This is a genomic window from Arenibacter sp. F26102 (genome assembly GCF_023015865.1).
Taxonomy (GTDB): Bacteria; Bacteroidota; Bacteroidia; order Flavobacteriales; family Flavobacteriaceae; genus Arenibacter.
Genome location: NZ_JALKBC010000005.1, coordinates 307,858 through 321,311, shown reverse-complemented (window position 1 = coordinate 321,311; position 13,454 = coordinate 307,858). Strand labels below are relative to the sequence as shown.

Below are 13,454 nucleotides of genomic sequence, written 5' to 3'. Positions count from 1 at the left end.
GTATGCTCATCGTAATCAATAAATATCCATTACTAATGGCAAAAAAATGAAACCTATGAGCATATACCATTGTTGAACAAGGTATAATAAGATAACCATTAATTGCTGTCTTAGTCTTTAATGGCAAAATATAAAATTTTGTGAGCATATACTTATAAATAACAAATAATAATCTTAAAAAATAAGAATGGCAAAAAATAAACCTGTAGGAGATAACGCCAGAAAAGGCGCTGTTAAAAGTAGAACACAAGTATTGAATACAAAAACAAACCTATATGTCAAGCGCAATAAGACTAATGGTCAATTCATGGATGTCAAAACTAGTGGAGGCAAATTTAAAGGAGTAACAAACGAATCAAAAAATAAATGAGGAATTTAAAATACAGATTTTTTGGTTACTTTTTTGCAATAATAGTATCAATAGTTTATTTAGTTTACAGGTACTTCATTTTAGAAAACGCATCTGATTTTCATAAGGAAATCTTAGTCACAACAGCTATAGGGTTTATTATGACTGCTGTTGTTGGCATTTATGAAATTGCTAAAAACAATGGGAAATATTTTTGGCTAACGGTTAAATGCTGGCTCTTTATTCCGAAGAAGATTGTGTATGTATCATTGAGCTATTTAATAAGAATAAAATTATCTGGAACGGAACGTTATTTACTAGTTAAAGGAAGCAAGATAAATCAGTACCAACCAGTTGGTGGAGTTTATAAATTAGTTGGAAATAAAGACATATACAAAGATTGGCAAGCATCCATAAAACCAGATGCTAAGAATCCTAAAGATTTAAGATTCTTTATTAAAGCAAAGTATTTGCCGGATGTTTTGAAATGGTTTAAATCCAGTAAAGACCGAGAAGTTGGTGTCTGGCGAGAATTTCAAGAGGAACTTATTGATAGTGGAATTTTAAAATCAGAAAATTTTAAGTCAATCAGAGCCGAATATTTATACTCCAGAGAAAATTTACTATCAAAACAGACAAGATTTAAGAATGAAACTTATCATGCTCTTGTCTATAATGTTTTCAACATAGAGCTAAGCGAAGAACAAGTTCAAGAAGTAATTAATCTTGAGAAAAATAAATTATTTACAAAGAAATATGCTTTTGTTACTGAAGATGATATAAGTAAAGAGTGTTTTAATAATAGTAAAATAAGAATAGGACAACATACAAAACACATTATATAAAATGAATTTACAACAATATTTACACGAAAATGGACTTCAAAGAGAAGACCTATTAACTCGAATTGCGGTTTCATTAGAATTAGATGAGACAAGAAAACAAAGAATGGACTCTGCTTATAATGCAGTATATGACATATTAGAAAAAGATGAAGTGTTTTTTTCAAAGGTTGACTTTTTAGTTTATCCACAAGGGTCAAAAGCTATAGGAACAACCGTAAAGCCAAGAGGAAAAGAAGAATTTGATTTGGATATTACTGTCGAGATAAGAGACCTCTATTACAACTACACCTCTTCAGAAATTTACAATCACTTAATTCGAGTTTTAAGTGCTAGTGATGTATATAAAGAAAAGCTAGTTAAGAAAAACAGATGTGCTCGCATTAATTATGTCGGAGATTTTCACATGGACATTCTTCCTGGCTGCATAGTAATTAATGGGGACAGTAAAATTATGGTGCCTGATAGAGAATTAAGTTCTTGGTCATCTTCAAATCCAAAAGGTTATTCAAATTGGTTTATTCAAAAAGCTGAAACTGTAGACAACTCGTACTTAAATAAAGCTTTTAGATCATTTTCAGCATTAAATGAAGTTAAAGCCGAACAAGAAGAAATACCAGATGATGATGTCTATAGTAAAGAACCTCTAAAAAGAGCTGTGCAATTAACAAAGAGGTTTAGAGATATATATTTTGAAAAGAATCCGAAATATAAAACTTCAAGTATCGTTTTGACCACAATTTTTGGCGAATTCTATGAAGGAGAACCTTCCATTTATCAGACTATAGATAGTATTTTAGATAAAATTGTTCAACGATATTCAGATTATCAATACTTATTTGAAAGTAAAGGTGTTTACAAAAGAATAAAAGTTCTAAACCCAGTAAATTCGGACGAAGATTTTACTGAAAAATGGGATAAAGAGAAAGAATACTATACTCAGTTTATTAGGTTTGCCAAAAGTTATAAGGAAAAATGGGAAAAGCTTAAAAATGGAGATTTTGGTGTTGCCGAAGAACTATTTGGAAGTGATAGAATTAAAGGAATTCTAACGGCGCAATTAAAAGAAATGGCAAAAAATGGAGGAAATCAATTAGAAGCAGCAGGTGTAACAATTATGTCTGGAAATACTTTTGTCGATAGGTCTGGAAATGTAAGTAATTCTGGCGGCTATAGAAGCAAAGAGAATAGAAATTTTGGTGGTGTTGAATAAAATGGATATTAATAAAAAAAATAGTTTACCAGACATATCGAAAGATTTTCTTAGTGCATATATTCAGCAAAAACTAATTGAAGACAATTTTGATTGGATTAAATCTTTTGTAAAGGACGGCAAACTTATTGGAGGTGGAAAAATAAAACCTAAAGGCTGTAAAAAGACTTATGATATTGTATTTGAATACAATCCAAATAAAGAAGGGAGAAAAGAAAACATTTTTGTTATGGATGGGAAAATAAAATTCAAAAAAGTACCTCATTTATATAACAACCATAGCCTTTGTTTATATCATCCATTTGATTTATCTCCATTTATACCATTTAATTTTGTGGATGTAGTTCCTTGGATTTCCAAATGGTTAGTAACATATGAATTATGGTTAAAATATGGCGTTTGGTTAGACAAAGAATTCAAACATTAAACCCATTCCACACACATTGCCCTCCCTCCTACCGTCGGTCAGTTAATAAGTGTTCCATTACCCTGGGGTAGGAAACAATTTAGAAGAAAAATTTAAAGAAAGTAAAGTGCCAAATACTTTGCTTTACCCAAGCAAAGTGTCATAACCATGCCTATGCAAAAAGCTTCGGCAGGCAGGCGCAGAACATTATAGAACATTTATAGCAAATTAGCGGATAGCGCGTTTTCAGCGCTATTTGATATAATTGCAGATATGGGGCGTTAGCATCATAAGCCCCCGCATCATCTCGCAAGCTATTATCAACATCCACCGGATGTTAGTAATAGACTGCGTATGTCAAAGCTAATTTGCGCCACGTAGTAAAATTGTTATTGATTTTTCGCCTACAAGGCCAACAGCATCAACCCGCCGAAAAAATTAATCACCCACAGGGTAATTCCATTTTCTCGCGTACGTTTTAGAAAACAAAATTTCTGAGCACTTGCTACCTCTCTTGTCTATATTTCAACAGTTACTCTAGGCGTTTCTAACATTATATCAAATAGATTGCCTTTAATATATGACATTCGTTACTTGGCAAATAGTTTAAGGTTTATTGGTGTTTTTACAATTTCATTTATCGAAAGTTTTTTTATATCTGGATGTAAAGGATTAATGTTATAATGGTATTCACTAGGCAACAATACGGAAGGCACCTTTAATAAGAGGTGTTTATTATCCCTAATAAACTTGTCACCAATTAATTGTGTTTTATCATTATGAATTGGACTGTCCCAATTGACTGGAAGCTCTTTAGCGGTAATTTCAAGAATACTTACCTTATCATCCAAAGCATATTCTATCAAACAGAAATTAATGGGGATATGCCTAGGTTTGAATCTTCTAAGGAGTTCTAAAAATGCTAAAGATGCGGTGGAACTTGCATAAATCATCGGAACATTTAAACTATTCCATCTTCCAGAATTTATTGAAGCGCCATTTCCATCAATTAATTGCGCATATTTTATATTTGAAAATCTATATAACTTCATTACAAATTAATGCCATGATCGATTCGCCCAAGCTCCATTTTAACTATACTTATTCCTTGTGAAGTATCTAGAAGTTCTTTCGGTCTGATATCATCTAAAGCTGGACTCTCCGTATCTAACCAATCTAAAAAGATTTCACTTGACCCAAAAACTTCTTCACCATAATCTCCTAGCATAGCAATGTCTGCAAGTTTCTCACTATGTCTTTTGTCCAAAAAATCCTTCTTATCAAGACGTCTAAGTGTGCTTTCAGAAGAATCAAGAATATGCATCCAATCTTCTTTTGAAAATTGCAATTCTTTTTTTAATACTGCATATTGCTTTTGGGCAATTCCTTTTCTTGCAATTCGAACTATTTTCATCATTGTGTCATCGTCGTCAATGCGTCCTCTATCTTTATCAAGGTCTGGAATAATTTTGGTCAACCATGACCCAAAGACCTTAGTGTGCTGCGTGTCAGAACTTAAATTAATCCTCCAATTTTGATTTGATTTTACTTTAACTTGGTTTTTTCCTGGCCTTGAAGTAGATTCCTTTCTCCCAACTGATTTTCCAGAAGAAACATTTTTTTTTGTAGTTGCCATTATACTTGTTTTTATTAAATATAGTCATTTTGAAGCGTATAACGTTTCATTTTGACTTTTATTTTTAAATAACAGTCAAAACTGGCACCTAACCACGTTTCTATTAAATTGTATTTTTCGAAGTTCTTTTCTTTTTTTCTTGATAAAAAAAGAAACACGGCCGAGCGTTATGAAAATGTACCCAAAGTACATTTTTAGCTTGGAGCGAGACGCAGCGTTGGCATTATGAAGGCAGCCGCTTCAACCCGCCACCAAAAGCAATCAGTCAGCCACTGGCTAATTTCTTTTGTCACGTAGATAATTTTGGAACAGGACTGAGCGTAATGAAAATGTACCCAAAGTACATTTTTAGCGAAGGAGCCAGCTGGCGCAGTGGCGCTCATTCGCTATATTTTAGGATCCATTCTAACTATTAACTAGCCCCCTAGTCTATTTTCTACCATTTCAAGAATACTTGTAGATAAAAGGCCAACACGCCAGTTCGCTCCTTTAAAGAAATCTACCTCTTCTCTCCCATCCCTTTCGTCATTTAAAAATAGTGTTTTACAGAATAGAAAATCTAGACACAAATTTTACAATTCAACCATTCTTAACGATGATTCAACCAAAAGTCATTTTATAAATCAATCAAAGATTTAATATTTGACCTATAATTTAATGTTTTGTGCCTTAATTTAGAAACCAATCACAATGGCTTATCTTTTCTAAGATTATACAAGTTATGTCTTTAGTTAAACTTTTATCGAATTACTATGCTAGTAAATAAAGAGAAACGCATAAAATATATAGGCTTTGACGACTTTTGGTTTTCGGTTCTAGGTATTTTGATTTTAGGGATTGCTTCAATTTACCTTTTTAATGCATCAATTTTTAGCCTTTCTTTTGTTGAGGCAATCATAACCATTGTTGTTGTTTTGATTTTTTCTATAACAGATTGGATTATTAACAGGGCTTTCATGATTTTTTTGCGTATGAAATATCCTTACTTAAAGGATAGTGTTCAGCGCATTTTATTTTTGCTATTAGCCGTTGTTTTCACAGTAGTTTCGGTTGATTTTATTGGAACCAAATTTTTCTCATATTTTTCATTAAATGTCACTTATAACTTCCAAGAAAGGGCCAAAGCTTTATTAACCATAATTTTTATCAGTATTATGACTATGGCCATCTACGAAGCCATCTATTTTTATGTACGTCTCAAAAAATCGATTAGAGAAGAAGAACAGTCGAAGCAGGCCATCATTCAAGCTCAATTAGACGCCCTCCGAAATCAGGCCCAACCACACTTTTTCTTTAATACCCTTAATACGTTACGTGATATCATCGATCAAAACTCCATAGAAGATGCAAAGGAATTTGTAGACAAACTATCGGATATGTATCGCTTTCTTCTAGAAGCGGGCAACGCCAATTTGATTACGCTTCGAGATGAATTAAAATTTTCTAAAGCATATATACACATACAATCGGAGCGGTTCGGAGACAATTTGAAATTGAATTGGAATATTCCGAAAGCTTCGCTAGATGCTATGATTGTGCCGATGAGCCTACAACTTTTATTGGAAAATGCGATTAAGCACAATGTGATTTCTAGAGCGAAACCACTAGAAATAAATATAAATATCGAGGATAATTGTGTTACTGTGGACAATAGAATCCAAATAAAATCGACGCAACTGCCATCAACTAAAGTTGGGCTTAAAAATATTGAAAAGCGGTACGCATTGATTACCGGAAAATCAGTTGAAATTGTAAATAATGGAAATCACTTTTCTGTTTCTCTTCCCTTATTGAAAACATCAGAACACAAAAACAGCTATGGAAATATTAATAATTGAAGATGAAACACGGGCGGCAAGCCAATTAGAACGCATGCTAAAAGAGTGTAGTTTCTATTATAAATTATTGGATATAATCGATACCGTTGAAGATGCCGTGCTATGGTTTCAAAAAAACAACACCCCTGATTTGGTATTTATGGACATTCAATTGGCCGATGGATTAAGTTTTGAGGTTTTTCAAAAAATAGAGGTAGAAGCCCCGATTATATTTACAACGGCTTTTGATCAATATGCTATCCAAGCATTTAAAGTGAATAGTGTAGATTACCTGTTAAAACCCATTCAAAAAGATGCTTTGAATACCGCCTTGGACAAATTCTTGAAGTCTAATAAACCAGCTGCTATACACCCTTACATATTAAAGCAACTACTTGGCAGTATGCAGGCACCCCCTAAAAGAGAGGGCTTGTTAGTCAAAGAGGGAAATGGGTTTGTGCAAATCAAGGTTTCAGAACTGCTGTATTGTTATTCTGAGGATAGCATCACTTTTGGCGTGACCTCAAATAGGCGCTTTATTATCGAAGAAACAATGGATGAATTATTGGGTTCATTGGATCAGAACACATTCTATAGAATTAATCGTGGACAGATTGTAGCTAAATCTTCCATTCAGAAAATGGTCCCGTATTTCAATCATCGAGTCAAACTTTCCATTTCAAATCCACGTGACCAGGAGTTTATCGTCAGTAGACCAAAAACAAGTGATTTCAAGAAATGGATGAATATGTAGCGAGATTAGATTACAGTTCAAACACCCATTACGATAGTCTGGCAAAAATGACTGTTCATAAGAAAGGTTTAGACTGATATTGCACCCATATTAATTCAAACAATAGTAAATCATGAAAAAAATAATATTTATTACATTATTCGGAATTTTATTTAATAGCTGTAGCACAATAAATGAAAAGGAAACCCGAAATTTAGAAAGATTTGATAAGGTAAATCTTGTTGGTAGTGTGGAGCTTCATTTAGAAAGAAACTCCTCCCATTCGATGGAGATTATGGCAAAAAACGCCTCTGATATAGCAGATTTAATTACAGAAGTTCGCAATGGCGAGCTATATATTTATAATAAAAAAGATTGTGATAATTGCAAAAACCCTAAATACATTATTTACTTGAATCATATAGGGATTTCAGAGTTATCCCTGACGGGAAAAATAAAACTCATCTCGGATAATGCAATAAGTCAAAAAGATTTAGTGATAAGTGGAAATGGTATTTTAAATGGAAATTTAGAGGTTTCTGTTAACAATCTTAGCGTTGACTTAAATGGGATATCAAATATGCATATTTCTGGTGATGCAGATACTTCTAACTTAAAAATTACTGGTATTGGAATGATTAATGCCTTTACTTTGAAAACTAAAAGCGGTATAAAAGTTTCAAAAGGTATTGCTTTTATCAATAAGTAGAACCCACAATAGAACTGATTTCATTTTTTCTTATCCAAAGAAATTGGGCATTAGAAACCCAGTCTATATTTTAGACTGGGTTCTTTATTTATCATGGTTCATTTATTTCTTCTTAAAGTGTGCTCCTTGAATCAGAACACATTCTACAAAATCATAAAAAAGAAAATGTCATAACCTACCCGGATGAGTTCTTTCATGCAGGCGATAGACATTATGTTTCGAAAACAAATCGTATTCAATGAAAAGTACTAGTTAAAGGTCGATTTTCTTAGCAATCTTCTGGCTTTAATAATACATTCTAAAATCGAGCAATTTGCAGACATTGTAATGTCTTTGGTGCAACTCTTCTACAACATCCAACATATTATCATCTTCTTTAAATAAGTTAAAGAATGCTATATCAAGATTTGAGCTGCTTATTCCATTAAACTCATTACCATAGCCAGAAACACCTTTTGCGCCAGTGATATCCAAAAAATATTGAGCTTCCTCTTCGTCTAAATCTAGAATTTTTGCATTTGAAAAATGTAAAATCTTTCCTTTTAACCTTCCTTCAAAAATTTCTGCAATTTCCTGTAAACTATAATAGTAGTCATTTAAACAAATACTATTTGCTTCACCAGTCATAACCAAGTAGATTATTTCATAGTCTTTAAAATTATGATCATCCAAGATCAGTGCATTTAAGCTATCTTCCAGTCCTTCAATAGTGTCGCATGTTTTATATATACTTGCTATTCCATATTTCATGGCCAATTGTTCCAAGTTTTCTTGGGCTTCGGTAACCTTGTCCATTTCTATTTCATGAACCCCTTCCAAACAATAAATGAAATAATCTGCATCTATAAATTGTTTTTGGGGTAATTGTTGTCTTTTCTCTAACAAGTCTCTAATTTTATGTAAAATATATAATACAAAATTAATGCAACTCTTCTAGTTTTTCAGCGTTTGTATATAAAATACCATTCCACACACATTTACATCCCTCCCGCCGTTGGTCAGTTAAAAGGTAGCCAGAACATTAGGTTCTTCTATCCAATAGGCGATATATAAATATTCTTCATCTCACCCATAAATAGCATAAATCCACAACAATAGCCAATATAATAAAAATCCCGGGTCCATACTAGTGCCAAAAAATTACTCCAATTTGGTTATTTCCTGTTGTAATAGTTTTTCCACTATACTATCTTGTTTTTTTACTAAAAGCCATTCATCAATAACCCTTTTAAAAACGGAGTCTTTTTGGATAAGATAGCCAAAGTCAAAAGAATTAAAGGGCTTGTTAAATTTAACAGCTTCTAGTTCTTTATGTATTTGTTCTTGTATTCTAGTTTCTATAGCATCCGTAACCATTACATCTGCTTCTTTGTCTATCAGTTTTTGAAAAATGGTTATGTTGTCTTCATTCAATATCAGTGTGGCATTTGGAAAATTTTCTCTGGCGAAAGATTCATTGGTACCGCCAGGATTAAAAATAACCTTAACCTCTTTTCTGTTAATGCTTTCTATACTAGTGTATAAAGAAACATTTTCATCCCTAGTTATAGCAACCTTCCCGCTAGAATACAGCGGAATGCTAAATAATGCTTGTTTTTCTCTAGCGTTGGTAATGGTGATGCCACTCATACCAACATCAAACTTTCCCTCCATTAAATCTGTCATTAATGTAGGCCACTTGGTTTCTATAAATTTAAGGTTTACACCAAGGTGCCTGGCTAAATCTTTGGCCATTGCTATATCTATTCCCAAATAGTTGTTACTAGAGTCTGTTTTATAGGAAAATGGCATAAAATCACCTGTAGTACCAATATTAATGGTATCCCTAACCAGTATAGTATTTAATATTGGTGATACATTAGCTGCAACCGAATTGGAATACTTGTTGGTAATGGGAAATTTAGGGTTACAGGCCGTAAGTAGAATTAATACAAATAAAAAAATTCTATTTTTAATTCGGAAGTTAATTTTTAACATGGACTAATTTTAAAAAACGTGCCTGAACACGATAATTTTTATGCCTTCCAAAGTTCCGTAAGAGCTTTTGTAAATTCTTTAATTTCCTCCACCGTTCCCATACTCACTCTACACCACTGCTTGCCCAAATAGTCACGGGTCCCGATCAATATTCCCTTATTTTTCATATCCATCATAAACTCCGTTGGATATTTTGAAATATCAAAAAGAATAAAACTAGTCTGCGACGGAATGTAGTCAATTTCCAATTTGCGCAAAGTCTCCACTACAATGGCTTTGGATTCTGTGTTTTTTTGTACCACAAAATCTACAAAATTTTGATCATCAAGGGCAACCGTAGCTACAGAAAAGGCTGGAGAGGATATAGGGAGACCAGCGAAAATCATAAATTTTTCCAACTCATTGGCCCACTCTTTATGTGCAAAACCATACCCAATACGTAGGCCCGCCAAACCATATACTTTGGAGAATGTTTTAATAACCATGACCCTTGGGTTTATAACCATATCTATCATTGATTCTGGGTTATCGCAAAATTCAAGATAGGCCTCATCAATTAAGACATGGGAATATTTAGTGGCCTCCGTAATAAACTGCCTAAGCTCTTGAGAAGCTACGACCGTACCAATAGGATTATTGGGATTAACAATATATACCAAACCCGGATGCTCTTTGGTTTTGGCCAACATAGCATCTAAATCAAGGGTATGATCATGTTTTAAGAGAATATAGTGTGTTTTTCTGCCAAACTTTTCCAACATGGAAGGCAAAATATCAAAGGTAGGTGTGGCGGTGGTTACATCACCATCCCTTTGTAGCATAAACTGGGCGACAGCTTCCAAGAGGCCGGAGGAGCCAGCTCCCAATAAAATGTTTTCCGCTGTAAGTTGAAAACGTTTTGCCAGGGCTATTTTTAGTTCAGGTATTGATGGAAAAGCATATCTATTAATACCTGCGGCAGAAGTTGAAAAAGACTTTTTTACTTGTTCCGAGCACCCATATGGATTTTCATTGGAAGCTAATCTAAGATAGGTATCACCAAGGTTGGTCTTTGGCATAGCTATTCCTAAATGTGGAAGTATTACCACTCCCGTTGAACCGAGTGTTGCCTTTGATATCCAATTTCTTCTATTCATTACCAAACAATTTTGAAAATAAGTTACGTATTATTTTTATTTTGGTAGAACAGTAAAATGCTTTAGTTTAATTTTTGCCTATTATGGAAATATGACACCTATTTATTGCGAATAGCTATTGGATTAATTCATGAAATTACAAGATACTTCCACAGACATTGCCTTCCCTCCTGCCGTTGGCCAGTCAATAAGTGCTCTATTACTTTTTGAAAGAAGTTTTTGGAAAGAAAAAAAATCAATGAAGATGGCCAATTTTTAATTACCGTTATTCAAAATCAAACCCTTGGCCATCTCCAAGAGTAACTTTTTTTCTTGAAGAGATCTTTTTAAAGGCAGTTGGGCCAAACCTATCAATCGGCGCATCATCTCTATGCCGGCCACTTGGGCCAGTAATTGTTCGTTAAGCCTACCAGGATACCCTTTTTTTATAGTGTGAAGACAAGCCGTATCCATCGTAATCATAATACTATGTGCCGCCAATACCCCAATGTCGAATTCGGCAAATCCCATAAAGCTGAATTCGGGATCAATTATATAGATGTGGTCTCCTTTTGTCATCCAACTCCCGGGATAATAATCGCCGTGCAAAAGAACATTGCCCTGGGACAGGTACTGTTGTCCCACCTTTGATATCTCCTTTTTTAATGTTTCATCTGTTCTATACCTAAGAACGAGTTCATGAAGTCCGTCCTGAATGGCATTCAGGGAGAAATCACTTTCCTTAAGAAAAGGTAGTACAAATATGTGCTGGTGATTAAGTAAGCGCAACTCCATATTTTTAGGAAACTCCAAAGGTTTGGATTTATGGATTTGCGATGCAATATCCAAAAGCCGATGAAGTTGGGAAGTTTTAATATTTCTTTCATTGTACAGGTAAGACATATCCTTACAATCTCCTAAGTCTTCCAGTATTAATAAATGATTATCTGCATTATAGGTTAGAATTTCAGGAATATGTGGTTCAATTACCTTATTTGTAACTGCTTTGTAAAATTGATACTCTACATCAATACGCTCAATGGGCGCATTTATCTGCGGATATTTTTGAACAAATGGCCGCGATTGCTTTACGATAAAGGAACGCCTATTGGTACGGATTCTAAGGACAACGTTCATGTTGCCCTCACCTGGCTTTTCAACGGAGAGAATTTGTTCGTGTTTTGGATCAAAAAAACCAATATTGTTTAAACAATTCCCAACATCCGAAATTGAAGTAGTAGCGTCTAGGTACATACTGTATTTTTTATATTTTTTTTAAACTTTGCCAGAAATCTGTTTTCATATTTTCTACCTCTATTTCCGTATGGATGTTTATTAGGCGTTGCGTATTCTCTGGAGGAGTTAAAAAAGTTTCGGTTTTTGATAATTCGGGATGTGCGAGTGCTTCTATGATAGCGACATCCCACATAATCCAACTTTTCTTCTCCGGATCTTCCTTGGTCCACCAGCGTTCATAGGTTTCCCATCGGTTTATGAGATAATCGGAAACGCCTGCCCTATTCTTTAAATTGGCATCTACTTCTGCTTTTGTAAATACAAGGTGCTGGCTGGTAGTTGCTGTCATTATAGTAAGATCAAGACCTTCGGTATTTAAAAGAATCTCTACCGCTTTAGGGTCGTTTCCTGAATTGAATTCCTTTTTGTCATACATATTGGTTTCCACATTATGCCAAAAACCGAGATAGTGTACTTTCAATTTTGGAATAATGGCCGGATCCTCCAAAATTGCACTGGCAATATTGGTACAGGGCCCTAAAACAACTACGTTCAATTTTCGACCGACAGGCATTTTATGCGCCATTTCAACTATAAAATTCGAAGCATGGGAACTGGCCGGTTCAGTATTATTCTTTAGGGGTACATTACTCCCCAAAGGAAGCGGAATGGCCTTCCGCCCTATTAACTGAAGTATTCTTTCATTAATTCTTTGGCTTTCATAAACACTACTATCCGTTGCCAATGGTGAGGTATGAAACTGGGCCGAAGTAACGCCTAGAATATTGAATTTGGGCTCCGCAATTGCCCGTACTATGGCATAAAGATCATCTACCTCATTTGCCGTATCGGCATCAATAATAATAGGTAAACGCGTATCCTTTACCTGTGCTTCTACGGTTACATGTGCGAAAAGGAATACTAAAATTACAAATTGAAGCAAAGGGATGTGAATAGCTTTATGATAATTTAGGGTTTTAAATGTCCTGAGTTTATTGTTTTGCTGCTGCATTCAATCTTTCTATAAATGTTGATCCTGCGTTTGGTCGTACAAAGGGATAGAACATTACCAATGTAATATTGAGAACATATATTTTTATTAGTATAGCTTCTGCGCTAAATAATAGATACTCCTTGAATGATTAATTGCCTAAGTGCAGTACAGGCTCGTTCACTAAATAAGTCCTCTGGACTTATTCTTTTTGCTCCACTCTGTTACGACTTAAATTTTAGGAGGCCCAATTAAGAATATCATCCTATTTAATTATATTAAAGTAAAGGAATTCTTGCGAATTTAAAAAAGTTCGGTGTTACTCCCCTCCTACCGCCAGCCGGTTTAAAAGCCCACCAAATTGACAAAGGCGAACAGGTGCATTCAGTGCGCACAGGTGTTCATTCGTTGTTTAGAGAATGTTTTTAAA

Annotated in this window: 14 protein-coding genes; 7 read left to right on the top strand and 7 right to left on the bottom strand. The window is 34.2% G+C overall.

From position 1 onward, the window contains the following. Nucleotides 1–187 precede the first annotated feature (187 nt). Genes MWU78_RS09225 through MWU78_RS09210 form a run of 4 tightly spaced genes read left to right on the top strand, consistent with a single transcriptional unit; the run spans nucleotide 188 to nucleotide 2,831 of the window. Nucleotides 188–370, top strand: coding sequence for a hypothetical protein (locus tag MWU78_RS09225; protein ID WP_246997188.1), 183 nt, complete (start codon nucleotides 188–190; stop codon nucleotides 368–370). Further along, a complete protein-coding gene (locus MWU78_RS09220) occupies nucleotides 367–1,194 on the top strand; it encodes a hypothetical protein (protein WP_246997187.1) in 828 nt (275 codons plus the stop codon). The genes MWU78_RS09225 and MWU78_RS09220 overlap by 4 nt, the downstream gene beginning before the upstream one ends. A gap of 1 nt (nucleotide 1,195) precedes the next feature. Then, on the top strand, nucleotides 1,196–2,404 hold the full coding sequence (locus MWU78_RS09215) for a nucleotidyltransferase (protein WP_246997186.1): 1,209 nt from the start codon (nucleotides 1,196–1,198) through the stop codon (nucleotides 2,402–2,404). 1 nt (nucleotide 2,405) lies between these two features. Continuing rightward, a complete protein-coding gene (locus MWU78_RS09210; protein ID WP_246997185.1) occupies nucleotides 2,406–2,831 on the top strand; it encodes a hypothetical protein in 426 nt (141 codons plus the stop codon). Between the two features lie 569 nt (nucleotides 2,832–3,400). On the opposite strand, the gene MWU78_RS09205 is transcribed toward MWU78_RS09210, so the two are convergent. After that, complete coding sequence (locus MWU78_RS09205) at nucleotides 3,401–3,862, bottom strand: RES family NAD+ phosphorylase (protein ID WP_246997184.1); 462 nt, start codon at nucleotides 3,860–3,862, stop codon at nucleotides 3,401–3,403. Continuing rightward, nucleotides 3,862–4,446, bottom strand: a complete 585-nt coding sequence (locus MWU78_RS09200; RefSeq protein WP_246997183.1) for an MbcA/ParS/Xre antitoxin family protein — start codon at nucleotides 4,444–4,446, stop codon at nucleotides 3,862–3,864. The genes MWU78_RS09205 and MWU78_RS09200 overlap by 1 nt, the downstream gene beginning before the upstream one ends. A gap of 752 nt (nucleotides 4,447–5,198) precedes the next feature. On the opposite strand from MWU78_RS09200, the gene MWU78_RS09195 reads away from it, so the two are divergent. From MWU78_RS09195 to MWU78_RS09185, 3 genes are all read left to right on the top strand, one after another. After that, entirely contained in the window at nucleotides 5,199–6,284 is a 1,086-nt protein-coding gene (locus MWU78_RS09195) for a histidine kinase (protein WP_246997182.1), read from the top strand. After that, nucleotides 6,265–7,017, top strand: a complete 753-nt coding sequence (locus MWU78_RS09190) for a LytTR family DNA-binding domain-containing protein (RefSeq protein WP_246997181.1) — start codon at nucleotides 6,265–6,267, stop codon at nucleotides 7,015–7,017. The genes MWU78_RS09195 and MWU78_RS09190 overlap by 20 nt, the downstream gene beginning before the upstream one ends. A gap of 112 nt (nucleotides 7,018–7,129) precedes the next feature. Next, nucleotides 7,130–7,705 carry a DUF2807 domain-containing protein gene (locus MWU78_RS09185; protein WP_246997180.1) on the top strand — a complete coding sequence of 192 codons (576 nt, stop codon included), beginning with the start codon at nucleotides 7,130–7,132 and terminating at the stop codon, nucleotides 7,703–7,705. Between the two features lie 285 nt (nucleotides 7,706–7,990). Here MWU78_RS09185 and MWU78_RS09180 read toward each other — a convergent pair whose 3' ends face one another. From MWU78_RS09180 to MWU78_RS09160, 5 genes are all read right to left on the bottom strand, one after another. Next, on the bottom strand, nucleotides 7,991–8,590 hold the full coding sequence (locus MWU78_RS09180; RefSeq protein WP_246997179.1) for a DUF6642 family protein: 600 nt from the start codon (nucleotides 8,588–8,590) through the stop codon (nucleotides 7,991–7,993). Nucleotides 8,591–8,845: 255 nt separating this feature from the next. Beyond that, nucleotides 8,846–9,682: a transporter substrate-binding domain-containing protein gene (locus MWU78_RS09175; protein ID WP_246997178.1), complete on the bottom strand. Its 837-nt coding sequence runs from the start codon at nucleotides 9,680–9,682 to the stop codon at nucleotides 8,846–8,848. A gap of 38 nt (nucleotides 9,683–9,720) precedes the next feature. After that, nucleotides 9,721–10,818 (bottom strand): histidinol-phosphate transaminase, encoded by a 1,098-nt coding sequence (locus MWU78_RS09170; protein WP_246997177.1) that lies wholly within the window; start codon nucleotides 10,816–10,818, stop codon nucleotides 9,721–9,723. A gap of 255 nt (nucleotides 10,819–11,073) precedes the next feature. Continuing rightward, complete coding sequence (locus MWU78_RS09165) at nucleotides 11,074–12,051, bottom strand: phosphotransferase (RefSeq protein ID WP_246997176.1); 978 nt, start codon at nucleotides 12,049–12,051, stop codon at nucleotides 11,074–11,076. 10 nt (nucleotides 12,052–12,061) lie between these two features. Then, entirely contained in the window at nucleotides 12,062–13,045 is a 984-nt protein-coding gene (locus tag MWU78_RS09160; protein ID WP_246997175.1) for a nucleoside hydrolase, read from the bottom strand. Nucleotides 13,046–13,454 lie beyond the last annotated feature (409 nt).